Annotated in this window: 25 protein-coding genes and 2 pseudogenes; 21 read left to right on the forward strand and 6 right to left on the reverse strand. The window is 59.4% G+C overall.

Going from position 1 to position 24570, the window contains the following annotated elements:
- Positions 1-210: 210 nt before the first annotated feature.
- Positions 211-1056: an SHOCT domain-containing protein gene (locus tag AC0C6X_RS17645; RefSeq protein WP_472954376.1), complete on the reverse strand. Its 846-nt coding sequence runs from the start codon at positions 1054-1056 to the stop codon at positions 211-213.
- Between the two features lie 233 nt (positions 1057-1289).
- Here AC0C6X_RS17645 and AC0C6X_RS17650 point away from each other — a divergent pair.
- From AC0C6X_RS17650 to AC0C6X_RS17725, 16 genes and pseudogenes are all read left to right on the forward strand, one after another.
- Positions 1290-1642, forward strand: a pseudogene (locus AC0C6X_RS17650) (transposase); the annotation flags it as partial.
- 40 nt (positions 1643-1682) lie between these two features.
- Positions 1683-2708 carry a BMP family protein gene (locus AC0C6X_RS17655; protein ID WP_472954379.1) on the forward strand — a complete coding sequence of 342 codons (1026 nt, stop codon included), beginning with the start codon at positions 1683-1685 and terminating at the stop codon, positions 2706-2708.
- Positions 2709-2836: 128 nt separating this feature from the next.
- On the forward strand, positions 2837-4366 hold the full coding sequence (locus AC0C6X_RS17660; RefSeq protein WP_472954381.1) for an ABC transporter ATP-binding protein: 1530 nt from the start codon (positions 2837-2839) through the stop codon (positions 4364-4366).
- Positions 4356-5405, forward strand: coding sequence for an ABC transporter permease (locus tag AC0C6X_RS17665; protein WP_472954384.1), 1050 nt, complete (start codon positions 4356-4358; stop codon positions 5403-5405). Before AC0C6X_RS17660 ends, AC0C6X_RS17665 begins: the two co-directional genes overlap by 11 nt.
- Position 5406: 1 nt before the next feature.
- Positions 5407-6348 (forward strand): ABC transporter permease, encoded by a 942-nt coding sequence (locus AC0C6X_RS17670; RefSeq protein ID WP_472954386.1) that lies wholly within the window; start codon positions 5407-5409, stop codon positions 6346-6348.
- Positions 6345-7634, forward strand: a complete 1290-nt coding sequence (locus tag AC0C6X_RS17675; RefSeq protein WP_472954388.1) for an amidohydrolase family protein — start codon at positions 6345-6347, stop codon at positions 7632-7634. Before AC0C6X_RS17670 ends, AC0C6X_RS17675 begins: the two co-directional genes overlap by 4 nt.
- A gap of 249 nt (positions 7635-7883) precedes the next feature.
- The gene (locus tag AC0C6X_RS17680) at positions 7884-8132 is read left to right on the forward strand and encodes a hypothetical protein (RefSeq protein WP_173519930.1); all 249 of its coding nucleotides are present in this window, start codon (positions 7884-7886) and stop codon (positions 8130-8132) included.
- A gap of 217 nt (positions 8133-8349) precedes the next feature.
- Entirely contained in the window at positions 8350-9390 is a 1041-nt protein-coding gene (locus AC0C6X_RS17685) for an ABC transporter substrate-binding protein (protein WP_472954390.1), read from the forward strand.
- A 125-nt stretch (positions 9391-9515) separates the two neighbouring features.
- The gene (locus AC0C6X_RS17690; protein ID WP_472954458.1) at positions 9516-10280 is read left to right on the forward strand and encodes an ABC transporter permease; all 765 of its coding nucleotides are present in this window, start codon (positions 9516-9518) and stop codon (positions 10278-10280) included.
- A 15-nt stretch (positions 10281-10295) separates the two neighbouring features.
- Entirely contained in the window at positions 10296-11099 is an 804-nt protein-coding gene (locus tag AC0C6X_RS17695) for an ABC transporter permease (protein ID WP_472954392.1), read from the forward strand.
- Complete coding sequence (locus AC0C6X_RS17700) at positions 11096-12181, forward strand: ABC transporter ATP-binding protein (protein WP_472954393.1); 1086 nt, start codon at positions 11096-11098, stop codon at positions 12179-12181. Before AC0C6X_RS17695 ends, AC0C6X_RS17700 begins: the two co-directional genes overlap by 4 nt.
- A gap of 123 nt (positions 12182-12304) precedes the next feature.
- Positions 12305-13165, forward strand: coding sequence for a TauD/TfdA dioxygenase family protein (locus tag AC0C6X_RS17705; protein ID WP_472954395.1), 861 nt, complete (start codon positions 12305-12307; stop codon positions 13163-13165).
- A gap of 34 nt (positions 13166-13199) precedes the next feature.
- Positions 13200-13847: an RraA family protein gene (locus AC0C6X_RS17710; protein WP_472954397.1), complete on the forward strand. Its 648-nt coding sequence runs from the start codon at positions 13200-13202 to the stop codon at positions 13845-13847.
- Positions 13847-14776 carry a carbon-nitrogen hydrolase family protein gene (locus AC0C6X_RS17715; RefSeq protein WP_472954399.1) on the forward strand — a complete coding sequence of 310 codons (930 nt, stop codon included), beginning with the start codon at positions 13847-13849 and terminating at the stop codon, positions 14774-14776. Before AC0C6X_RS17710 ends, AC0C6X_RS17715 begins: the two co-directional genes overlap by 1 nt.
- Positions 14777-14835: 59 nt before the next feature.
- Entirely contained in the window at positions 14836-16206 is a 1371-nt protein-coding gene (locus AC0C6X_RS17720; RefSeq protein ID WP_472954401.1) for an MmgE/PrpD family protein, read from the forward strand.
- Between the two features lie 86 nt (positions 16207-16292).
- Positions 16293-16486: pseudogene (locus AC0C6X_RS17725) on the forward strand (integrase); the annotation flags it as partial.
- 5 nt (positions 16487-16491) lie between these two features.
- On the opposite strand, the gene AC0C6X_RS17730 reads toward AC0C6X_RS17725, so the two are convergent.
- Complete coding sequence (locus AC0C6X_RS17730; RefSeq protein WP_472954403.1) at positions 16492-16842, reverse strand: type II toxin-antitoxin system RelE/ParE family toxin; 351 nt, start codon at positions 16840-16842, stop codon at positions 16492-16494.
- Positions 16823-17098, reverse strand: a complete 276-nt coding sequence (locus tag AC0C6X_RS17735) for a type II toxin-antitoxin system ParD family antitoxin (protein ID WP_247960063.1) — start codon at positions 17096-17098, stop codon at positions 16823-16825. Before AC0C6X_RS17735 ends, AC0C6X_RS17730 begins: the two co-directional genes overlap by 20 nt.
- A 529-nt stretch (positions 17099-17627) precedes the next feature.
- Here AC0C6X_RS17735 and AC0C6X_RS17740 point away from each other — a divergent pair.
- Together AC0C6X_RS17740 and AC0C6X_RS17745 are read left to right on the forward strand one after the other, a co-directional pair.
- Positions 17628-18704, forward strand: a complete 1077-nt coding sequence (locus AC0C6X_RS17740; RefSeq protein ID WP_472954406.1) for an ornithine cyclodeaminase — start codon at positions 17628-17630, stop codon at positions 18702-18704.
- 32 nt (positions 18705-18736) lie between these two features.
- Positions 18737-20086 carry an MmgE/PrpD family protein gene (locus AC0C6X_RS17745; RefSeq protein ID WP_247960062.1) on the forward strand — a complete coding sequence of 450 codons (1350 nt, stop codon included), beginning with the start codon at positions 18737-18739 and terminating at the stop codon, positions 20084-20086.
- Between the two features lie 112 nt (positions 20087-20198).
- Here AC0C6X_RS17745 and AC0C6X_RS17750 read toward each other — a convergent pair whose 3' ends face one another.
- The 3 genes from AC0C6X_RS17750 to traI all read right to left on the reverse strand — a co-directional run bounded on the left by AC0C6X_RS17750 (position 20199) and on the right by traI (position 23104).
- Positions 20199-21554 carry an amidohydrolase family protein gene (locus tag AC0C6X_RS17750; protein ID WP_173519941.1) on the reverse strand — a complete coding sequence of 452 codons (1356 nt, stop codon included), beginning with the start codon at positions 21552-21554 and terminating at the stop codon, positions 20199-20201.
- 35 nt (positions 21555-21589) lie between these two features.
- Positions 21590-22351, reverse strand: a complete 762-nt coding sequence (locus AC0C6X_RS17755; protein ID WP_472954408.1) for a winged helix-turn-helix transcriptional regulator — start codon at positions 22349-22351, stop codon at positions 21590-21592.
- 90 nt (positions 22352-22441) lie between these two features.
- The gene (gene traI / locus AC0C6X_RS17760; RefSeq protein WP_472954461.1) at positions 22442-23104 is read right to left on the reverse strand and encodes an acyl-homoserine-lactone synthase; all 663 of its coding nucleotides are present in this window, start codon (positions 23102-23104) and stop codon (positions 22442-22444) included.
- Between the two features lie 243 nt (positions 23105-23347).
- Here traI and rctB point away from each other — a divergent pair, with 243 nt between their 5' ends.
- The 3 genes from rctB to AC0C6X_RS17775 all read left to right on the forward strand — a co-directional run bounded on the left by rctB (position 23348) and on the right by AC0C6X_RS17775 (position 24436).
- Entirely contained in the window at positions 23348-23725 is a 378-nt protein-coding gene (gene rctB, locus AC0C6X_RS17765; protein WP_432704714.1) for an SMa0974 family conjugal transfer regulator, read from the forward strand.
- Positions 23726-23904: 179 nt separating this feature from the next.
- Positions 23905-24153, forward strand: coding sequence for a type II toxin-antitoxin system Phd/YefM family antitoxin (locus AC0C6X_RS17770; protein ID WP_173519943.1), 249 nt, complete (start codon positions 23905-23907; stop codon positions 24151-24153).
- A complete protein-coding gene (locus AC0C6X_RS17775) occupies positions 24143-24436 on the forward strand; it encodes a type II toxin-antitoxin system RelE family toxin (RefSeq protein ID WP_173519944.1) in 294 nt (97 codons plus the stop codon). The genes AC0C6X_RS17770 and AC0C6X_RS17775 overlap by 11 nt, the downstream gene beginning before the upstream one ends.
- The last annotated feature ends 134 nt before the right edge of the window (positions 24437-24570 follow it).

Genomic DNA, 24570 nt, shown 5'->3' on the forward strand with positions numbered 1-24570 from the left:
ACGCTATGCAGAAGGGTCGAATCCGGATTGTCCCACTCCCCGCTTGTTAGGCGATCGGGACATGCAGGATGAGATGGGTTTTGATGAGTGAGCGCGAATTCAATTGGATTGTGGTTTTGTCGGAGGTTCATTAACTGTCGTCATTGCCCGGCGCGGCTCGATGGAAAGCCTTCCATTCACCTCCGTGTGGCAAGCCCTGTTCATCGGACGCTATAGTCGGCTGAGCAACTCCGACTTCTTGGCCTCGAATTCCTGATCCGTGAGAATGCCTTTCGCATGAAGTGCAGCGAGGCGTTCGATCTTGTCGAAGATGTCCTCATCCGACCGAACCGCCTCCGGCGCTGGATGTGCCGCTTGTTGTGGCTCGGCGGGTTCGGACGCGGGCGATGCGAATATCGACGGCGCAGCCGTGGCGGCGGATGTTCTTGTACCCGGCGTGTCCGCCGGTTCCTTGCCGCCCTGCCGCACCACATCCAGCTCCGAAATTTTCACCAGCCCATACTGAGACGTAAAGCTCAGCGACTGGTCGCCGCTTTGCTGCTGCGAGAACCCGCCAATGTGATGGTCCTTCGTGTCATAGACCATAACCCGGCCGCCGACATCGATCGCCAGCCGGCGGGTTGTCGGGAAAAAGGCATAGCGTAGGTCATTCTGCGCCCCGGTCGAGGCAGGATGTCCGAGCTCCTCGGGCCACCAGTTCCCAGCCGACAGCGCGCCAGGCACAAACAGGCTGACGCCGCCGCCCTGACCTTGATATTGGGACTGGCGCGACGTCTGCGGGCCCAGCAAATCCATGCCGTGCACCAAGGCCGCAAGCTCGGAACAAATTCCTGCCACGTTCGCCTTCAGCGCATTGTTGAACATGTCGCCGACCATGATCATGCCGCCCTGCGACCATTGCCCCATCCCACCCAGATCGGGATGGTTGAACTGGGCCTGCGTCCCCTGTCCGGCAATAATCGCCATCAGAAGGTGCTCTACCGCGCCGAAGCTTACCCCGTACCGCTCTGCAATCCCTCCCAGGGTTCGTCGGCCCGCTTCACTGAGATGCTTCATCGCAATCGCTTCCTTACTCCTCTCCGCAGAGGACGCATGTCTGTCGGTTTCGTCTTTAGATGGAGACCCCAGCGCCGCGGAGTCCGTCCATCAGTCGATCGAGCAGATTGGGACGCCGATAATACCCGTGCCAGCGGCCAAGCGGTAGCATGCATCGGGCGATATTCGAAATGACCGCTTAGGGTCGAAGGACTAACGAACCTCTCGCCTTGGTGGGCTTACGAGCCCTCAATTACTGGCGGTCTACCTTGCCCGCCAACACCTCGCTTGAGCATCTCGTTGCCGCGGCAAAACTGCACTGGCGCATCGAGCGCGATTATCAGGAGCTCAAGCAGGAACTCGGCCTCGGCCATTACGAGGGGCGAGGCTGGCGAGGCTTCCATCATCATGCCAGCCTCTGCATCGCCGCCTACGGGTTCCTCATCTCCCAAAGGGAGGCGATTCCCCCTCAGCGCCGACCGAAGCCAAAAACCGCCCGCAACCTGCCGTTCCCGAAGGTTATCGGCCCCGCGGCTCCCCCCATCTGAAGGCGTACCACACCCAATTGCTGCGATCTCCAACTTCCCCTACATTGACCAAGTGGTAAAAAGACGCGCGAAACGCGCAATCAATCAGAGGGGAACTTAATGCATAGCGATTCCTTCAATTTTGCCATTTCCAGAAGAACCCTGATCAAAGCTGTCGGCGCATCCGCCGTGGTGACCGCAGCGGGTCTGCCGAACCGTCTGCTCGCTGCGGACCCGATAAAGGTCGCGGCCATCTACACCGTTCCGGTCGAGCAGCAGTGGGTCAGCCGTATCCACAAGGCGGCGAATGCAGCCAAAGATCGTGGCGACATCGAATATGTCTATTCGGAAAACACCGCGAACAACGATTACGAGCGCGTCATGCGTGAGTATTGCGAGGCGGGTCACAAGTTGATCCTGGGCGAGGTCTTCGGCGTCGAGGATGCTGCCCGCGCGGTTGCCAAAGACTATCCGGATGTCGCCTTCCTGATGGGCTCGAGCTTCAAGCCCGATGCCGCCGTTCCGAACTTCTCGGTTTTCGACAACTATATCCAGGACGCATCCTATCTGTCCGGCCTTGTCGCCGGCGCAATGACGAAGTCCAAGAACATCGGCATGGTGGGAGGTTATCCGATCCCGGAGGTCAACCGGCTGATGAACGCATTCATGGCCGGCGTGAAGGAAGTGGCCCCGGATACCAAATTCCAGGTCGCCTTCATCGGCTCATGGTTCGATCCGCCAAAGGCCAAAGAGACCGCATTCGCCCAGATCGATGGGGGTGCGGACTTGCTCTATGCCGAACGTTTCGGTGTGTCCGACGCCGCCAAGGAGAAGAAGGTCTTGGCCATCGGCAATGTTATCGATACCCAGGCGGACTACCCGGACACCGTTATCGCCTCCGCACTGTGGCATTTCGAACCGACGCTGGACAAGGCGATCAGCGAAGTGAAGGCAGGCGCGTTCAAGGCTGACGACTACGGAATCTATTCCTTCATGAAGAACGGCGGCTGTTCGCTGGCGCCTCTCGGCACCTTCGACAGCAAGGTTCCGGACGCCATCAAGGCCAAGGTCGCGGAGAAGGAAAAAATGATCAAGGACGGTTCGTTCACGGTCGAGATCAACGACGCCGAGCCGAAGTCGTCCTAACCATTTCCTCGCGTTCATCGGAGAGATGGTCGGTAGTGCCGGACGAGGGATCACCCCTCGCCGACAGCGACCATTCTCTCCTTGGACGAGAAAGGAAGCCCCCCACAACTCGTCTTCCGGTCGCCGACGTGTCTAGCAAACCCGCTCTTCGTCTTTCCCGCATTAGCAAGCGTTTCGGCCCGCTCAGGGCCAACGACGCCATATCCTTCGACCTCGAGCAGAGCGAAGTCATCGCACTTCTCGGGGAGAACGGTGCCGGCAAGACGACTCTGATGAACATTCTCTTCGGCCACTATGTCGCCGACGAGGGAACTGTCGAGGCCTTTGGCAAGCCGCTTCCACCGGGAGATCCGCGTGCAGCCATTGACGCCGGCATTGGCATGGTCCACCAGCACTTCACCCTTGCTGACAACATGACCGTGCTGGAAAACATTGCGCTTGGTACGCAGAGCCTTTGGCGCCTGCGCCTTGACCGGACCGCAGCGCGACGGCGCATCGAGCAATTGTCCGCTGATTTCGGCCTCTCCGTCGATCCCGCGGCTACCATCTCCAGCCTTTCGGTCGGCGAGCGCCAACGCGTCGAGATCCTAAAAGCCCTTTATCGCGAGGCCCGCATCCTGATCCTGGACGAACCGACGGCCGTTTTAACCCCCGTCGAGACTGAGGCATTGTTCCGGACGCTGAAGCTGCTCGTCGCGAAAGGCCTGTCGATCATCTTTATCTCTCATAAATTACACGAAGTGATGGCTGTTAGCGATCGTGTGCTGGTTCTGCGTTCCGGCCAGCTCGTCGGCGAGCGCGAAACAAGGTCGACCGATCGCAAAGAATTGGCGGCACTCATGGTTGGCCGGGAGGTCAAGCCAACGACGGTCAGCCCGCTGAGACTGGGAGGGCCGCTGCTGGCACTCGAACAGGTCTCCGCAACGCCCTACAATGGGGCGGGCCTCGACCAATTGTCGCTCACGCTTACAGCCGGAGAAATCACCGGCGTTGCCGGTGTTGCCGGCAATGGTCAGGCTGTCCTTGCCGCCCTCATCGCCGGCATACGGCGTCCAACCAACGGCAGGATTTCCATCGCGGGGCAGGAAGTCTCCGACTGGTCGCCACGCGCGGCGCTCGCCCATGGCGTCGCCCGCATTCCGGAAGATCGCCACGCTGTCGGCAGCATCGGCGACATGAGTGTGACGGAGAATGTCATCGCCGAACGCTACCGAAGCCCTCGGTTCAGCCACATGGGCTTCCTAAAGTGGAAAGCCGCCGGCCGCTTTGCCGAGAAACTCATTGCCGACTACGACGTCAAATGCCCTTCGCCCGAAGCACGCATACGCCTACTCTCAGGCGGCAACATGCAGAAGCTCATCCTCGGCCGGGCCCTTGATGGCGACCCGGCGGTCATCCTGGCAAGCCAGCCGACACGCGGCCTCGATGTCGGGGCCGTCGCCTATGTTCACCGCATGCTGCTCTCAGCGCGAGATCGGGGCGCCGCGATATTACTCATTTCGGAAGACCTCGAGGAGGTCCTGGCATTGTCCGACCGCATCTTCGTTATGTTCAAGGGGCGCCTTTCCACGCCCTCTGCAAGGGGCGAACGCAGCATTCGGGAACTGGGGGAACTGATGGCAGGCCACAGCGGGGAGCGCGGCGATCATGCGGCTTGAACCGAAACCCGCGCCGTCCTTGGCGATCACCTTGCTGTTTCCGCTGGCGGCCATAGGCACCACGCTGGTGCTGACGTCGATACTGGTTCTCGCCGCCGGCGCTTCCCCACTGTCCGTCTTCTATCTTGTGGCGAAAGGGGCGGCCGGCTCACAGTTCGCCTTCCTGGAGACCTTGACCCGGGCGACGCCACTGATCTTCACGGGTTTGGCGATCGCCGTCGCCTTTCGGGCAAAGCTCTGGAACATCGGCGCAGAAGCCCAACTCTACATCGGTGGCGTCGTCACCGTGGCGCTGGGAACCGGCGCACTGTCCCTACCTTCGGTCGTTCTCATCCCGGTAATCATGGTCGCCGTCATGGCCGCAGGCGCGTTGCTTCTGCTCGGCCCCGCCGTGCTGAAGACGCGTTTCGGCGTCGACGAGGTGGTCACCACGTTGCTGCTCAACTTCATCGTCCTGCTGTTCGTATCTATGCTACTCGAAGGTATACTCAAGGATCCGATGGGGCTCGGCTGGCCGCAATCGCAGAAGGTCATTGCCGAAGCGCAACTGCCGCGCCTCATCCAGGGCAAGCGCCTGCACTATGGCTTCGTCATCGCCCTTGCTTCGGCCGTCCTCATCTGGGTCGTCATGAAAAAGACGGTTCTCGGCTACGAGATGCGCGCCGTCGGCCTCAATCCCGAGGGCGCTCGTTTTGTTGGCATTCTGGTTGACCGCACTCTGATGAAAACGGCGTTGCTTTCGGGGGGATTGGCCGCTCTTGCGGGTTTTTCCGAAGTCTCTGGGCTCAAAGGCAACCTGACGCTCGACCTGTCGCCGGGCTACGGCTACACCGGCATCGTCGTCGCTATGCTGGCCATGCTGAATCCGCTCGGCGTCATCGCCTCTGCCATTTTCGTCGCCGGCATCTTCGTCGGCGCCGATGCCATGAGCCGAGCGTCCAAGGTACCGAGTTACATAGCCGACGTCATGGTCGCCACCTCGCTACTGACGATGGTTGTCGCGATCCTTCTGACGCGTTTCCGGATCAGGTGGAGGTGACATGGACGCGCTCGAAATCCTCTTCACCGCCTCTTTCTGGGTTGCCGCAATCCGCATAGCATCCCCACTGATCTTCGCGACCATGGGCGAGTTGATCTGCGAGCGCGCGGGCGTTCTTAACCTCGGCATCGAGGGGATCATGACGGCAGGCGCTTTCGCCGGCTGGTTTACCGTATATTCCGGCGGCGATCTTTGGGCCGGCTTGCTGGTCGCTGCCCTTTTCGGTGCCATGTTCGGCCTGCTGCATGCGACGCTCACGGTACCACTCGGCCTGTCGCAACACGTCGTCGGCATCGGTGTTACGCTGCTTGCCACGAGTCTTACCTATTTCGTCTATCGCCTTGCGCTGCCCGAGGTGACGTCGCCGCCCAAAATCGAGCCGTTCCAGCCCCTGCCGATCCCGGGCCTGTCCAGCATCCCGGTCGTTGGCGAGGCGCTGTTTACCCAGACGCCACTGACCTATCTCGCATTCATCTCGGTTGCAGCCGTTGCCTGGATCCTCTATCGCACGCCCATCGGTCTAGCCGTTCGTGCTGCCGGCGAAAATCCGTCAGCGGTCGAAGCGCAGGGCATTTCGGTCACTGGCATCCGCATGGGCGCCGTTGTCGTCGGCAGCGCGTTGATGGCGGTCGGCGGCGCCTTTCTCACCACCTCGGCTTTCAACTCGTTCTTCTTCCAGATGATCAATGGACGCGGCTGGATTTGCATCGCACTGGTCGTCTTTGGCTCCTGGCGGCCAGGAAAGGCGCTGATCGGCGCCGTCCTCTTCGCCGCCTTCGATGCCTATCAGGTTCGCCTGCAGCAGATGTCGGGTGGCATCGTGCCCTATCAGCTTTTCCTGATGATGCCCTATGCGCTGTCGATCCTGGCGCTGATCCTGGTCGCACGTCGTGCCACATATCCCAAAGCTTTGATGATCCCGTACCAGAAAGGCGAAAGATGAGTTTTGACCTAATCGTAAAAGGTGGCACGCTGCCCGACGGAAACGTCGCCGACATCGGCATCAAGGGCGATAGGATCGCCGCGATCGAGCCACGCATCGATGCCGAGGCTGGTCGTGTCGTCGATGCCTCGGGCGACCTCGTCAGTCAGCCCTTTGTCGATCCGCATTTCCATATGGATGCAACGTTGTCCTACGGCCTGCCACGTATCAATGCCTCAGGTACGCTGCTCGAAGGCATCGCGCTGTGGGGCGAACTCAAGCCGCTCCTGACACACGCGGCCGTCAAGCAGCGGGCGCTAGCTTATTGCGACTGGGCGGTCTCGATGGGCCTCCTCGCCATCCGCACCCATGTCGATACATGCGACGACCGCCTTCTTGCGGTGGAAGCGCTGCTAGAGGTCAAGAAGGAGATCGCGCCCTATATCGACCTCCAGCTTGTCGCCTTCCCGCAGGATGGGTTCTATCGCTCGCCGAATGCGCGCGAGAACACCATCCGCGCCCTCGACATGGGCGTCGACATCGTTGGTGGTATTCCGCATTTCGAGCGGACCATGTCCGACGGCACGCGTTCCGTTACCGAACTATGCGAGATCGCGGTCAAGCGCGGCCTGATGGTCGACCTGCATTGTGACGAGACGGACGACCCGTTGTCGCGCCATATCGAGCAGCTTGCCTATGAGACCCAGAGGCTCGGCCTGCAAGGCCGGGTGGCTGCCTCGCACCTTACCTCGATGCATTCGATGGATAACTATTACGTCTCGAAGTTGCTGCCGCTGATTGCGGAAGCCGATATCTCAGTGATCCCCAATCCACTCATAAACATCATGCTTCAGGGGCGCCACGACACCTACCCTAAGCGCCGTGGCCTGACGCGAGTGCCCGAGATGCTGAAGGCCGGCATCCGCACCGGCTGGGGTCAGGATTGCGTGCTCGATCCCTGGTATTCCCTCGGTACAGCCGATATGCTCGACGTCGCCTTCATGGGATTGCACGTCGCCCAGATGTCCTCGCCCACAGACATGCGCACCTGCTTCGACATGGTCACCAAGATCAATGCCGAGATCATGGGCCTCGATCATCTCGGTCTGGCCGTGGGCAAATCCGCAAGCCTCGTCGTACTCGATGCGGGCAACCCCATCGAGGCGGTGCGCCTGCGCGCCGAGCGGATTTGTGTCGTCGCGAAGGGCAAGGTCGTGGCCGAACGCGAAAAGCGCGATACGGCCCTGTCCATCAAGGGCCGCCCCGCGACCATCAACCGCCGCCACATCTTGCCACGGCAATCGTGAGTTACGAATAAAACTCGTCAGGCGAGCAGTCAAAGTAGCCTACGCCGAGATCTCTTCCGCGTTGGCCCAATGGCCTCCAAGGGATCGATCAACGATGTCGGTGGAGAATTTTGACTTCTCCCAGAGCGGGAAATAAGCTAAGATTCAACCTGTTCGATATGTGGCACCGTGTGTTTCCGGACGACGCGATCCTCGCTGTGAGACCGTCCGGCCACATTTCCCCCGCCGGACTCTCAAAGGAGAGTCGCCATGTCGAAGCCATTGAAGAATGTACTGGAACCGTCAAACGAGGCGGATGCGCAACATGACGTCGCGGTGGCGGCGGCTGTGGAACTTGCAATGGAGTTTTACGGCTGCGACGCGGTGACCGCTGCGGCCAAGCGCGCGTTCGAGGCCAGGGACCTCAATCGCGAAAGCCATTACCGGTTCTGGCTGCATATCTTCAAATCCCTGAAATCCAATCCAAACCTGATCAACGAAATCTGCCAGCCGGGGTGACGGAGCGGCTGCCTGTGGCAGCGCGCATAAACCCAACGCTCGGCTTCATAGAGCTTGAGGCACTCAAGACCGAATCCGATGCAAGCCGTCCGCCAGCTCAGCGAATGCAACACGATTGATATGATTTCCGTATCAATACCGGGAAATCAATATTGGAGATCGCAAGACTGGCGGGCGCAATGTCACCGAACCGACAACACCAACAAAGGGGATCGTCATGAGGTACACTGCGCTGTGCGCGCCCGCGATCGTATCAATGGTTTTGGCTGCGAACGGCCACGCCGAAACGCTCATCGTCAACAGCTATGGCGGGCCGTACGAAACCATCATTCGGGAGCGGATCATTGAGCCTTTCGAGGCCAGGTTCGGGATCAAGGTAATCTACGACGCCGTCGGTTCGGCCTCCCAGGATTACGCCAAGATCAAGGCCACCAACGGCCGCCCTGGCTTCGATGTCGTCGTAATGACCGCTTCCCAATCGCTCGAAGGGTGCAAGGAGGGCCTGCTTGAGGAATTCTTGCCAGAGGAGGTTCCCAATCTTGAGCATCTGTCATCGGTGATTGCCGGCGTTGCTGGTCCCTGCGGCGCGGTTCACGAAGTGCAGTATCTCTCGCTTCTTTACCGGACGGACAAGCTGGCAGAGCGTCCAAATTCCTGGAACGCGCTTTTGGATGATGGCCTCAAGGGCAAGATCATCCTGCCGACATTCCAAAACGTGATGGCCGCCTACCTGATGGAGATCTTCTCGGTCGCCCATGGTGGAGATCTGCTCGAGAACGTCGATCCCGGCTTTGCCGCCATGGCCAAGCTCGCCGGGCAGTCGATCGGCTTTGAGCAATCATCCTCGGTCATGGAAACGTACCTCAAAGGGGGCGACGTCTGGGCGATGCCCTTCTGGAACGGGCGCGCGCAGCTGCTCGTCGATAGCGGTTTGCCGGTCGACTATGTTCTGCCGAAGGAAGGCTCGATCCCCTTGGTCGCAACCCTGAACGTGCCGAAGCACGCGGCGAACCGAGACGCCGCCATCAAGTTCGTCAACTTCTTTCTCGAGAAATCCAGCCAGGAGGCATGGGTCACCGGCTACAAGGTCGGCAGCGGTAGGATCGACATCGAGGTGCCCGCCGATATCCGTGCCAAGCAGATCACCACCGAGGCGGATCTGAAAGCCCTTCTATTGCCCGATCTCGCTGCGGTCGCGACACGGCTCTCCGCCTGGGGCGAACGATGGGAACGTGATGTCGTCGCGGCGGCCAAGTGAGGTAGATCATGGCCGTCATAATTTGCTCCACTCCGACAAAGCCGCTGCGCGCTGTGGTCCCTGTCAAGGGACTTCTGCCGCTCATAGCCCCATCGCTCGTCCTGGTGCTCTTCTTCGCGATTCCGATGGGCATGATGATCGGGATCAGCTTTCAAAGTCAAACGGAGGGCAGCCCGACACTTGCGAGCTATAGCCGCTTCTTCAGCAACGACCTGGTCCTTGCTGGCCTGGCCCGCACCGTCGTGATGTCCGGCCTCGTTGCGCTCTGCGTGACCGTCCTAGCCTATCCCCTCGCCTACTACCTGGCACGCGCCACGTCGCGTTGGCGAACGTTCATCTTCGCGCTTGCCATTGCGCCCGAATTGGCGGGGGTCGTGCTTCGCACCTATGGCTGGCTCATCATTCTCGAAGATCGCGGCTTCATCAATTCCGCGCTGATATGGACCGGATTGATCACGGAACCCTTGCCCTTGTCGAAGAACCTTTTCGGCGTCGTGGTTGGGCTTACCCACGTCATCCTGCCGTTTGGCGTGCTGTCGCTTCTGACGAGCCTCCAGGGTATCAACCCCAATCTGGAAAAATCTGCGCAAATTCTTGGCGCGTCACGTCTTGCTGTTATCCGGCACATCATCCTGCCGCTCTCCGTGCCGGGAATCGTAAGCTCTTTCTTGATTGGCTTCACCATGGCCGCAAGCGCATATGCGACCCCGGCCCTCCTTGGCGGCGCCGGCTTCAAAGTCATGGCCACAATGGTCTACGAGCAGGTGCTGTTCTATCTCGACTGGCCCTTCGCGGCGGTGATGGCGAACGTTCTGCTCATCCTGATGCTGGCCGCCGGCTTCATCGGATCCAGGCTGGAGTCGCGCCTCCACCAGAAACTTCACCTTTAATGTCGGGAGGCTCCAATGAACCGACTGCTCACATATCTGTTCAGGACGGCGCTTGCCGCCATTCTTGCCTTCATCACCCTTCCGCTGGTGGTCGTCGTCGCGGCCTCCTTCAGTCCAACTTCGGCCGTGACGTTCCTGCCAAGCGATTGGACCTTGCAATGGTACGCTGCGCTCTGGGACAGCCGTTGGCTCGATCCGTTTCTACTCAGCGTCGAACTTGCCGTCATCGTGTCGCTCGCAAGCGGACTGCTCGGCGTCCTTGGGGCCTACAGCGTCGCCTACGCAAAATGTCCGGGGCACACCGCCATCATGGCGTTCCTCTTGTCACCCATGTCGGTTCCGCAAATCGTCAAGGGCGTGGCAGTCGTCCTGTTTCTGTCCTCGATTGGACTTTACGATCTGCTCGGAACGCCCGGCCTTGTCATGGCTCACATCATCCTGACGTTGCCCTACGTCGTGCGCATGGCGGCCACCGCGATGTTCGGTTTCGACAAACGGCTTGACCGCGCGGCACGCATACTGGGCGCCAGTGTCACGCAGAGGATCCGATATGTGCTGTTGCCGCTGATCCGCTCCGGCTTCTTCTCGGGGATGACTTTCGCCTTCATCATTTCCTTCAACAACATCCCGCTCTCCGTCTTCCTGGTCAGACCCGGCCAGACGACACTTCCGATTACCGTCATCAACCATCTCGAATACAGCCTGGATCCGGTGCTTGCGGCAGTGAACGTCGCGTCACTCCTCTTCATCCTTGGCGCAATCATCCTTTTCGAAAAGATCGGCGGCTTCTCCGCCCAATTTCACGGGGGTAGCAAATGACCATCGATATTGAACTCCTTTCCGTCAGCAAGCAGTTTGGTGCAAACCGCATCGTCGACGATATCAGCCTTGCCATCCCGAAGGGAAAATTCGTTAGCATTCTTGGCCCGTCCGGATGTGGCAAGACAACGACCCTGAACATGATCGCCGGATTTGAAGCGCCCTCGAGCGGACAAATCCGAATTCGCGGTCGCGATCAGGAAGGCGTCCCGCCGGAAGCCCGGAAAATCGGGCTGGTCTTCCAGAACTACGCACTCTTCCCGCATATGACGGTCGCCCAGAATGTCGGCTTTGGCCTAAAGATGCAGGGCCGCCCCCGCGAGGAAATCGCCGACGGTGTCTCACGAGCCTTGAAAAGTGTCCATCTCGAGGGCTTTGAGGATCGGTATCCGAAGGAACTTTCGGGGGGCCAACAGCAACGGGTCGCGGTCGCTCGGGCGATTGCGCCCTCGCCGTCGGTGCTGCTTCTCGATGAGCCGCTCTCAAACCTTGACCTCAAGCTCCGGGAAGCGATGCGCGTCGAGCTGAAAGAGATCCAGGAAGATCTCGGCATGACCTTCATCTATGTCACACATGACCAGGAAGAGGCGATGGCCATGTCCGACCGGATCATCGTCATGCAGGGCGGAGTGGTCGCTCAGGAAGGAGCGCCCGCGGACGTCTACGGCCGCCCTAGGACCTCCTTCGTGGCGGATTTCATCGGCAAGTCCAATATCCTCCCCGCATCCGCAGAGCCCGGGGCCGATGGGAACCTGAAGGTATCCCTCGGCGCGGGAAAGGCGGTGCTCACAGCCGCGCGGGGAGACGACGTCGCTCCTGACAATGTGCGCTTCTGCTGCATCAGACCGGAGGCCGTCAGGCTCGCAGAGGCGGCAGGGGCTCTCGACGAGCCGGCAAACCGCCTGACAGGTACCGTCCAGAAGGTCGTCAATCTGGGCGCCTATATCGAGGCCTGGATGCTCGTCGATGGCGGGATCACCTTGAAGTCCATGATCCGCTCGACCCGCCTCGAGAAGCTCTCGGCCGGCTGCCGCGTAGACCTCGCCATCGCCCATTCCGCTGTCCAACTGCTGGAGCAATAGTGATATTTATTATCATCCATTATCAATGCGAAAGAATTGATATTGGAATGTCGATTTATCACTCCGCTAAGCTCGATGTGATCCCGAACCCGGGATCTTCCCACACGGAGGCGAAAGATACACATGAAAACAAGAGTTTCGGCAATCCAGAATGACAGCAACGTCTGCGCAGACATCGTCGGGTTCGATTTCTCCGGCTACGACGACGCGGACATTGCGGCGGTTCGATCCTACTGGCTGCAATATGGCGTCATCCGCTTTCGGGCGACCGATATCACAGACCAGCAGCAGGTCGACTTCTCCCGCCACTTCGGTGATTTCGTCATTCATCCCAAGCAATTGCAAGAAGGCGGACACCCGATCCATCGCGAAATCCTGGTGATCAGCAATGTGATGAAGGACGGCAAGCCGAGTGGCGCGCTCGGCAACAGCGAAGCGACGTGGCACACCGACACATGGTTCTACGAGCGCCCACCTGCCGGCGCCATCCTCAGGGCGATCGAGGTTCCCCCTTCCGGCGGCGACACGTATTTTCTGTCAACCTACCAGGCTTTCGAAACGCTCCCCGAGGAGCTGCGCAGGGCCGTTGAGGGGCGACAGATCTTCTTCCAGAATGTCTACGACAAGACGGGCAAATTGCGCCTCGGGAAAAGCGAACCGACGAGCACGGATTTTCGCGAGTGGAGTGGCATCGTCCATCCGTTGGTCAGAACTCATAGCGAGACGGGCCGCAAAGCGCTTTATCTTGGTGGGACGTCGGAAGGCTCGTGGATCGTCGGCATGCCGCTCGATGAAAGCAATGACCTGATCTCAAGGCTTTGGGAGCACACCACCAACACGCCTGAAGTCTTCGTCCAGAAATGGAGCGTGGGCGACATCGTGATGTGGGACAACCGTTGCACGATGCACCGGCGCGATTCATTCGACCCGAATACCATCCGGATTATGCATCGGACGACGACATCCGGCGAGCGCCCGGTCTGATTTGTGAACCATAGGGCAGATCGGAGTCTCGTCGATGACCCAGCCATACAAGATTAAGAAACAACCTGAAGCGATACCAGACACACTGCGAACACTGCTGGAGGGTGTCGAAACCGCAACCATCGGCCACTTCGAATATCTTGGATTTGTTGGGGCAGGAATTGCGCCGGTCTTTCCGGCCAAGGCCATTGGAACGGCAGTCACGGTCGCCGCGCCCGGCCGCGATGGAGCCGTCATCTACACGGCAATCGATCTGCTCCGCCCGGGAGATGTTCTCGTCATCTCCCGGGTCGACCGGGACGACGTTGCCTGCGTCGGCGGCGGTGTCGTTGCTGCTGCCCGAGCGCGTGGCGCCGTCGCCATTATCGTCGATGGTCCTTGCACCGACATCGAGGAGATCCGCACCAGCCGCTTCCCGGTCTGGTGTCGTGGAGTCTCGTCCAAGACGACCAGCCGCCGGCACCAGATCGGTGGCGCGATCAATGTCCCGATCGCCTGCGGCGGGGCGGCCGTGCTGCCCGGGCATGCGGTCCTGGCAGATACGGAGGGTGTCTTCGTTGCCGATCCCTCCGATATGCGCCGCATCGCCGACGTCGCCCTTGAGCGCCAACAGCGTTCCCTCAAGCTCCGGCCCTACCTTGAGGCCGGCCATTCCATCTTCGAATTGGATCGGATCGTATAATGAAGATTTCCCTCGTCCAGATGAACTCCCAGCCCGACCGCGACAGCAATTTGCGCGCGGCCGAGAGCCTGATGCTGCAGGCAATCGCACGCGATACACCCGATCTCATCGTTCTTCCGGAACATTTCGACTGGTCCGGCGGCGCGGCGGCGGAGAAACTGGCGGCGGCTGATCATATGCCGGGCGGCGACGCCTATCGCATGTTGCAGGCGGTCGCCGCCCGGCAAAAGGTCTGGATCCACGGCGGTAGCTTGCTCGAAAGGGTCGATGGAAGTTCGAAGATTTACAACACAACGGTCGTCTTCGACCCAGAGGGTAACGAGGTCGGCCGCTACCGCAAAGTTCATCTGTTCGACATCGAGGCGCCAGATGGCAAGATCTATCGAGAATCTGCCACCGTTGCGCCTGGAGAGAGCCTGTTCGTCTACGAAGCCGGCGGTTTGAGGATCGGCTGTGCCATCTGCTACGACCTTCGCTTCCCCCGACTCTTTGATGCGCTCGCAGACGCCGGCGTCGATGTGGTCATTCTACCCGCGGCCTTCACGTTACAGACGGGAAAGGACCACTGGGAAGTGCTCTGCCGTGCGCGCGCGATCGAGCAACAGGTCTATTTCGTCGCCTGTGGTCAGTGGGGAGGCTACACTGCAGCGGACGGAGATCGCCGTTTCACCTACGGCAACTCTCTCGTCTGCGACCCCTGGGGACAGGTCATAGCCCGCGCCGTCGATCAGGTCGGCGTGGTTTCCGCACACCTCGATCTCGACCGCGTGGCGGCAGTTCGCAAGCTCATTCCCGCCGCATCGCACAAGGTTTCGTTTGTCGATCAGGCACGCGTCTACCGAGGTAGCAGCTGCGGTGAGCGCTGCAACTCCTCCTGCAGCTCGCTTGTGCAGACCTTCGGGGCACCAATTTCTTCTAGTAGCACGTAGACAACGTCCCCCTGAAAATGGACCGGCAATCGCCATCATCGGGTAATCGGACACCAGATATGACCGCTTTCATCACGCAAACGCTCGGCAGCTACATCGCCGAGGAAGCACTCGCTCGTGTTCCGGGCGACGTCATCGACAAGAGCAAGCTCTGCCTCCTCGACTCCCTTGGCTGCCTGTTCGGCGGGCATCAGCTGCCGATGGCTGGCATGCTGGGAGTACTGCGGGCGGACGGCGAGGTCGCCCCCTCCTCCGGCACACCTGTCAGCGGCTGTGCCGCACCGGCGGCTGCCGCCTTCGTCAAGGCAACTTTGATCAATGCGCTCGACTTCGACGACATCTACGAGAAGGGCCACCCTGGAGCCACGGTGATTGCAGCAGCCTTATCGGTCGCTGAGCACACGAAGTGTTCGGGCACAGAATTACTCGAGGCCGTGATCACCGGCTATGAGGTGAGTTGCCGCGTTGGCATCTCGCTGGCTCACGTCCAGCCCAGAAAGGCGATTCACGGCCATGGGACTTGGCAGATATTCGGTGCAGCAGCCGCGGCCGCGAAACTCATGCGTCTCGACGCCGGGCGAGCGGCGCATGCAATCGCGATCGCCGCTGCGAATGCGCCAGTCGCGTCCGTCATGAAGACCGTCTACGGAGACACGCCATCGATGGCGAAGAACAACTTCGGCATGGCCGCGCAGATGGGCGTCATGGCCGCGCACCTTGCCGCTGCCGGCTACGAGGGGCCTTTGGATGTCTTCGAGGGTGAGACAGGATTCTGGCGGATGGCGGGCGCCGACGAGTGCCGTTTCGATAAATTGACCAAAGGTTTGGGGGCCGCCTACGAAATTCTCCGGGCTGGCTTCAAGCCCTTCAGTTGCTGTCGGCTCATCCAAAGCAGTGTCCAGGCTAGCCGCGACGTCGTCCGGATGGCCGGCATTGATCCCGCCGACGGCTTGCATGCCAAGCTGGTCGTGACCGCACCTCCGATCGTGTGCGAACCGCCATTTAGCAAAGTGCGTCCGCGGGACATGTGGGCGGCACAGTTCAGCGCACCGCACGCCATAGCCATGGCCGTATTCGGCGTCGAGCCCGGTCCCGACTGGTTCTTGGATGACTGGCTCAATGACGAGGTCGCCGGGCGGTTTCAAGACAGTATCGAGCTCAGGCCGCATACCATCCACGCCTCGCCTCGGGGCGCTCACGCCGCAAGCGCTTGGTTACAGTTGCGCGACGGGCAGAGTCTCGAAAAGCACGTAGACGTTGCGGAGGGAGAGGCAAGTAACCCCATGCAGAAATCAGCTCTCGAGGCCAAGTTCCTACGGCTTGCGAGCCCTGTCGTGGGAGACAGCGGCGCTTGCGAAGCCATTGATAACGTGTACGCGCTGGATAAAGCGGGATCGCCCCGGCCGCTCATCCGTTTATTGATCAGCTGATACCGGCATTTGTTCGCAAGCTAAGCCTGCAACCGCAAATCAACACTGTGGGGACGGAGTTCCCCACCGCCCTTCCCGCTGACCTGCATCACGACCTCAGCGAAGACGTGCGGGCAGCCAAATTCTCCAGTCATTCGCTGCGCACTTGGCCTCGTCGGCCGAAGTCGGCGAGCGCCACGTGCAAAAGCAGGTTGGCCATGCGCGTGCGGAAATGAACCGCAGGTACCCCCGCCGACGCGACCGATCTAGGGTCAATCTGACGAAGGCCTCGGGGCTGTAGGAATCTTACCCTGCCAGCATACGTGCGAGCATATTTCTGATGTGGTCCTGCGCGCCGTAGAAAATTGCCGCGACAACGATTGCGCGGCTATGCTCCACCGGAAGAAACCAAATAGCCGCCTTGTCCCGCCGAAGGAACCGAATTCCGGGATAACCATCGGGGCGCAGAGTCCCGATATAGGGCGTCTCGACGAGACGATCGATTTCAACACGCAGTTTGCGAATCCGTTCAGCAGTACGCTCCACCGCCCCGTCAGGCGCATCCCCAAGTTCGACATAGGCGTCGAACAGATGATCGAAGATCAACTCGAAATCGCGTTCGGCATCCTCAGAATATTCAAGAGTCCACACGAACAACCCGTCGCTTCCGCTCAATCATTGCCGCGACGCGGCTTTCCATTTCCGTCGCAGAAATCATTGGTCCGTTCAATCGCCGCTGGACCAATTCGCGGAGCGCTGCGGTTTCGACGGCCTCAGTTTCGGTTTTTTGGCGAAGCAGTTCCAGGCCATGTTGAAGAACGGAACTCATGCTGGAATACCGACCGCTCTCCACCAGCGAACGGGCAAACGAATCCTGCTGCTCGGTCAGCGAGATCGACGATTTCACACTCATCGGCTTATCTCCTTTGAGCCTAAGCTGCTACTCAGTAGCACATTTGTCAACCTGATGGGATGCCAGGCGGCAAGTGCCAAGGACGTCGGCCCGGATCATTTTCAATGAGGTAGCGCACTTAGTCGAGCGATCGGCGATTGCCGCCGTCGCGGGTGGCGACCCCGCCGAGCTTGAGCAAGAGCTTAAATTCCCTGGTCACTCGCTTACGCACGCGTCTAGCGTCTTCGGCGCGGATCGACGAGCGATATGTGCAAAGCAATTGGGGAACGCTCCGGACGAAGTGATTTGCAAATGCTGCCCCGACTGCTTCCATCGCTATCCCGCCCAGGCGTTGTAGCTTCGTGCGACCTCCCCTGCTCGCGCCGCGAAATCGCCAGGTCACAATCTTCGGTTCGGCTCTCGGCTTAGCGACAGAAGTCGTTCATTTAAGGACGACAAAAATGTATCCGAACCTTTCCTTTAATCCCTCCATTCCAGATGTGAAATTGTTCCCCGTCGCATGACGTCGACAATTCCACGGAGAACGGTGATGGAGAGCACACCCAGATACATTTCGCTTGCGGAAATGAAGCGCCTCGGCGTCCGTCTCGAGGCATCCGCGCTCCACGATGCCGCCAGAGCAGCTTGGTCCGACATCCGCTTGGGCCAGGCCCATGGCCTGAAATCTGTTTTGTCCTTTCCCGAAGCCGCCTTGTGGAACCAACCCCAGTTTGAAGCTTACCGGGATACGTTGCAAGGCGAGCGATTGGGCTGGAAGCTCTCTGCGCTCTCGAGCGTCGGGACCAGATACGCCGCCGTCAAGGTGGTCGGTGCCAATGCGATAAACCGTCGACTGGGACAGCCGCGTTCGACGTCGACGATCCTGCTGCTCGACAACTTCACGCTGCGCCCGCTTTGCGTGATGGACGGAACCGATATCTCTGCCGCAAGAACGGCAACCTATGCCTCAATGGCGCTTGAAATTTTCTTTCCCAAAACAGAAGAACTCACCGTTTTCCTTTTTGGAGCAGGCCCCATTGCCGAGCAGATCATCAGAGTGCTCGGTCATTTCGGACACGGCATCATCTCGAAAATATTCGTGCGCAGCCGCTCAGGCACTTCCGCGCACCAACTCGTTAAAAGACACAGACATTCACCTGGAATTCGGCTCGAAGCTGTCGCGGACAATCAGAGGCTGCGTGATTGCCGGTTCGTCATCACCGCTTCGAATGCCAGCGCACCGGTGTTTGAGAGCACAGAAATCTGCCCAAATGCCGTTGTCCTGCATCTCGGTGGAGACGAGACGCCGTCCGGCCATATCCAAAACGTTCTTCGGCGCGGATTGGCGCTCTGTGACGACGTTTCCATGGTGTCGCGGCGAAACTCCCAAAGCCTGGCGCTTTACTTCTCACGCATGGGATCGACATTGGAGCAGCTTGGCCCAGTGCTCGGTGTCTTGAACTTAAAAGATTTCTGCGACGCCGGCGGCGGATCGGAATTCCCGATCCTCATTACGTGCGTTGGCCTGCCTATGCTGGACCTTTACGTCGCCGCTCATGTCTACGAAACCTGGTTCTCGCCAGATGGGGGCATGGCGTCATCCGTCCAGTCATCTAGCAAGAACTGATGCCCGGCGTCCCAAGTTTTACGGAGGGGCGGATGTATGTCACCGAAATCCTCGCAGAGTATCTGGCGAACTATCCTTCCGATGCTCTGCCGCCCGACCTGAGGGTAAGTGCCACCTGCTGTATTGTGGATGCAGTCACCGCCTACGTCGTCGGCTGCGATGTACCGAGTGCGCGCGCAGCCCGCGCGGTCGCCCGGCACGACTTTGGAACCGGCCGGGCTTCGGTCTGGTTTACTGGTGAATGTCTCGGGGTCACTGCTGCGGCAGTCTGTAACGCTGCGTCAGCCTCCGCACTCGATTTCGACGACGGCCATCGCGCCGCGCGCGGTCATCCCGGTGCGGCTGTGATACCCGTAGCACTCTCCGTGGCATCTGCGCTTGGTTCATCCACCGATGAACTCCTGGCCGCAATCGCTCTCGGATACGAGATCGGAATTCGCATTGCCGTGGCGCAGAACCCGCAAGCGATCAAAAGCCGACAATCGGGACGTTGGACCGGCTATGCTGCTGCGGCCACGGCCGGCCGCCTCTACAGAACCGATCCCCCGGCACTCGCACACGCGCTCGCTGTGGCCGGAGTGCTCGCACCAAACCAGGAGGCAAACGGCAGCTCCGGCTATGCCAACCTCACCGGGAACGACGTCAAGGAGGGTATTCCCTGGAGTGTCGTGACGGGCCTGACCGCTTTGCGCCTCGCGGAGCGGGGATTTACCGGGCCGCAGGATTTGCTCGATCATGCGTCGCACTTCGACCGGCCAAGCATCATCGCGGACTTGGGTGATCCAGCTGAGATCTCGCGGGTCTATTTCAAACCCTATTCCTGCTGCCGCTACATCCATCCCGCTCTTGATGCCTTTGCGGCGCTTTCGGAAGTCGCGGACATCAGGACCGAACAAATCGCATCAATTGAAGTTCAGACCTTTCAATGGGCTCTCCGACTTTCAAACACCTTATCTCCCGGTACATTGACGGAGATCCAGTACAGTCTGCCTTATTGCATGGCGATTGCTGTTGTCGATGGACCTGCGGCGCTGGCGCCGGTCGGTAGTGCGCAGTTGGGCAGGCCGGACCTCCTCGAATTCGCCCGCAAGGTTCGTCTCTCGATCAATCCTGAGATCGACGCCCGTTTTCCAACTGAGACCCTTGCGCAGGTGTGCCTGCAAATGACCGACGGCAGATTGATCACCTCCGAGGTGACTTCGCCCCGCGGCGACAAGGCGCGCCCCTTAGCCTGGGACGATCTCATCGATAAGTTCTCGGTAGCGACGCGGGGCAAGTTTTCTCCCAAGGCACAAAATACCGTTCTGCAGGCTTTTGAGGCACTGAAAAAAGGTGATGCGGTTCCCCTCCTCCAGCGCCTGAGGATGCGACTGATCGACTGAAACCTCGACTTTGTTGGCTGTGGCAGTCGTATTCGTCGACGATATCTCATAATTGCGGCCGCGACTGAACATTGGCGGGGTCGGCGCGAGAGCCAAGCTCCGGCTGAAGCCGTCACATAAGCCGGCCATTCCTGACGACTATACAGCCTGCGATCACAACATGCCTGACGCGGCTCAGATTAACGTGGTCGACAACGATCAGGTCTGCACGCTTGCCTTTTTCAATCAGCCCTCGGTCACCGGCCATTTGCGCGAAGACGCGCGCGACATTCCCGGTCGCAAGGGCAACGGCCTCCGACGCAGACAATTGCTTCTTCCTGACCATTCGGTGGATGGCTTCAAGAATTCCATCCCAATGCCCGCCGGCAAAATCGGTCGAAATGGTGTCGACACAGCCCGCATCGATCAGTGCGTCAAGGTTGGAGGGATCGTTGCGCCAGCGCGTCCCGATACAGTCCAATGTCGAAACATCGATGATAGCCCCTTTTCTTCTCAGATTCTGGGCAATCGAGACTGCCTCGTCCGGGAGAAAGCTCGGGTGATTGCTATGACCGGCGACGAGACGTGCCTTCGGGTATTTCTCGACCGCGGCCATCAGACGCTTTGCAGATGGTGCCGCGTTGTGGAAGATCGCGGGATATCCGACCCGCTCGGCTTCGCGGGCGATTTCATCGAATCCGGCCAGCGAGAGGGCAACCGAAGGCATCACCGATCGCGTAATGATGTCGCGAACGTGATCCGCTTCGGTGACCCCGGAAAGACCGCAATGCTCCAGCTCGTCGGTCAGTTTCGAATTCGATAGGCCGTCTACCGGATCAAGATAGCGGCCAAGGACGGCGTTCTTCAAATGCCTCGCGGCAGCGGGTGTCACCTCGACCCCGAACTCCTGCAGGAACGCTTGCGGGATGAACCTGTATTCTTGCGCGCCACCACCCAGTGTCTGCCCGCCACCTGCCTCGCCAAGCGCGACTGCGCCGGAGGCCAACAGGTCATCTATCGTCGCGCTCAGGTGCCGTGTTGAAAGTCCCTTGCCGTCGACCACAAGCGCCGCCTCGATGTTTTTCGGAGTGTGAGCCGTGGAAATGCGGATATCCATGGCATGAGGTTCTGCCTCGTCGACATCTATTTCGTCCGTCATGGCCAGGCCGCAGACGTTGAGAAGGGTCGTTGTTCCCTGAAGGAGATGGCGGTTTCGGAAATAGGCAACATCTTCGCCTTCAAATGGCTTCGAGCCACTCGGCATGGAAGGCCCCCGAATACATCCATGCGCATGGGCATTGATGAGACCTGGCATAACGATGCCGCCAGCTGCATCGATGGTTTCTCGCGCCGCGATTTCAGCGCCCGCGGCAGCCTCAGCGACTTCGATACCGGCGATCCTTCCCTTCCGGACATACACGGCAGCCCGCTTGTGAAACGTCTTGCCGTCGCCGGTGATGAGACCTCCATTTCGGATTACCAGATCCATGACAGCTATTCCTTTTCGACAACCGGAATGCTGTCCTAGCCGCCGGTCGCTTCGCTCGGCCGATGCTGCTTATGCTGCGATTGCTCCTGACTGGAACCATCGAGCATGTAGCCGGACGATCGAACCGTTCGGATGAGATCAGCGCCATCGGCCGCGCTAAGCGCCTTGCGCAGTCGACCGATATGGACATTGACCGTCTTGGCGTCGACGAAACGACGCTCGGGCCAACCAGCTTCGATGAGTTGTGCGCGACTGCACGCCTGCTCGCGGTTCTCCATCAGGAACTGAAGCAAACGGAATTCGATCGGTCCCAAGTGGACGTTGAGGCCGAAACACTTGACGCTGTGCCTGTTGGTATTCAGTTCAATTCCTGCATAGGCGAGGATATGGCCGTCGCCCGCCGTTGGACCCGACGCGTGCGGAAGGAGGATACGGTCGCGAAGGAAGCTGAGCAGCTTGGTGGGAGCGATCGGTCTTACGAAATTCTCGTCAATACCGGCCTTCAGCAGATCGATAAACCGACTTTCCGCACCAGGTCCAATCAATCCGACCGTCGTGATCCCGAATGTCCGCGGCTCCTGCTTTAGCTTTATACAGGCTGCGGGAGCCCAATCTTCTCCCGATCGACAATCAAGGAGGATGGCTCCGACATCGTACTCGCCTGCAAAATGGACGATCTCCTCGACCCCGGAACAAAGAATGACCTGGTACCCCTCGGATTCCAGGATATGGACGAGTAGCAGATAGTAATCCGCATCGGTCGAACCGATCAGGATCTGCGGTCGCGCGGAATTCAAAGACCTCTCCTCTTTAGCGCAGCGTCAGTTGTGATCTGATCCCTCGTGAGGACCTCCATCGTTCTCTGCGGGCGGTGTAGCCGATTGCGTTCAATCGGCTGAAGACGCGGTTCCACGCCGTGCCGCCTCAAGCAGCGGAGTTGTAGTGCAGGCGTGTCCCTGGCGACAGGCAGCAGCGCGAATCCGATTAAGGCTCGCGGCGTCGGCAGGAAGAACTCCAGCTACGGCCATCGTGCTGCCAATGGGACACGGCCGGCCAAGGCGTTGCATCGGCCAGCCGGCGCGTTTCAAAATGCGTTCGAAACGCAGGTCCGTTGCCGTGACGATCTCATAATAGCCGTTCGCCATCGACCACTCGATTATGCCGACGAACATCTTAAGCGTCGTCCTGTGGAGAACTCCCCGCGTCCTGCCCTCGTCGAGCGCCGTGTCGACGCAAAAGCGCGAGCTTTCGACCATGCCTGCATGAGCGTCGAGCCGTCGCGATGAGAGGAGCTGCGGAAATGTATTGGCGAGCATCGTCGGTCCGGTAGCCGGGAGAAGCCTCGCGCAGCCCGCCACTGCACCTGTTGTAGAAACAGCCAGGATATAGGTCGGATTGTATTGATCGTAAGCATCGGCCTCACGATCGTCCCTTATGTCTACATCCCAGTCCAGCCTGTCGCCAAAGACTCGCGCACGCAGCCGATGCATCGAGTCGATCAAGTCAGCAAATTCTCCGCGCGCTGCGGCCGGCACAGCTAGTATCTCCATCTCCATTCTCCGAAGAAATCCTGCTTCAGACCACTGGACACGAGTTTCGGCGCTCAGGCGACTAATAGAATTAGTAGTCGAGCGTTCGACCAAAGCGTGCATGAATATCGCACGCATGAGTTGTTCGATGCCGAGCGAACTCGCAAACACCGGAATAGATGCTGTGCCACGAATGCGCAGCGGCGCAGCCGGCAAGGGGAAAAGAGAAGCACCAATGGCGCGGATTGGCAGCAAGGAGTTTCGATGTACAAGCATACCGCCGAGGCGTTCGTGCCGGTTCAACACGCAGTGAAGGTCACCCAAAAGGTCTGCGCCCGTTATGGCGACTATTGCCGCTCGATCGCCGCCACGGGCGTCGATCGATTGCTCGACTTCGGTGATGCACGCGCGATCCTGAGGCCGACAGATGAGGGCCTGCATTTCCGGATCGACGCGCAGGACGCCATAACCTTTTACGGGATCTGGACGTTTTTGCACGGAAGCCTGTCCACGGTGACAACATTTTCAGATGTAGGGGGCCCGGTCAGTCTTTCGGCGCGATGCGAGGATCCTTCGCAAGCGGGCAGAACCGGGAGGTCGAGAGGTAGTCCACCTGCGGGACCCGAAGAACCGCGGTCTTAAAAAGCGTCCCGTCACAGATGGCCGGTCCTGACCAGAGCTCGGAACAGCACTGCTTCAATGATGTGCGGGTTGCGCATTACATCGTCGCAGTAGATCCACCAGTGGAACAGGACTACCTTGCCTAAACACCTTGAAAGGTGCTATTAATAGCACCTAAATCAGCATCAAGGAACGGTCATATGGTACACGTGGTTTTGGCCGAGGTAACGGCCAGCGTATCGGAACTTAAGAAGAACCCCATGGGCACCGTAGCGGCTGGCGAAGGCGCGCCAGTCGCGATCCTCAACAGAAATGAACCGGCATTCTATTGCGTCCCCGCCCGAGCTTACGAGGCGATGCTGGAGCGGCTTGAGGACATTGAATTGAACGCGCTCGCCGACGTGCGAGCAAATGATCCGGTTATCAAGGTAAAGCTGGATGACCTATGAGCTGGGCTTCGTAGACGCCGCCTTGAAAGAGTGGCGCAAGCTCGACAGCAATACGCGCGAACAATTCAAGAAAAAGCTTGCTGAGCGTTGCGAAAACCCGAGAGTACAATCAGCAAAGCTCTCAGGAAGCAACGATCGCTACAAGATCAAACTGAGAAGCGTCGGTTATCGGCTGGTATATGAAGTTAGAGAGGCCGAAATCCTCGTGGTGGTCATAGCCATTGGTAAGCGAGATCGCGGTGAGATCTACAGGATTGCTGATCGGCGCCAGGCTCCAAAATAGACTCCATGACTTTATGCGCCAGGCGGATAAAAGGCTAAAGCTGGTAACGATTTCGCAGCGGAAATAATCGTGCTGCGGTCGCAGCGCTGTGGCAGCAAGAACACAGAAATATTCCCTTTTGTCGCAGAGCCCGT

This window comes from Ensifer sp. VA4, assembly GCF_055710065.1.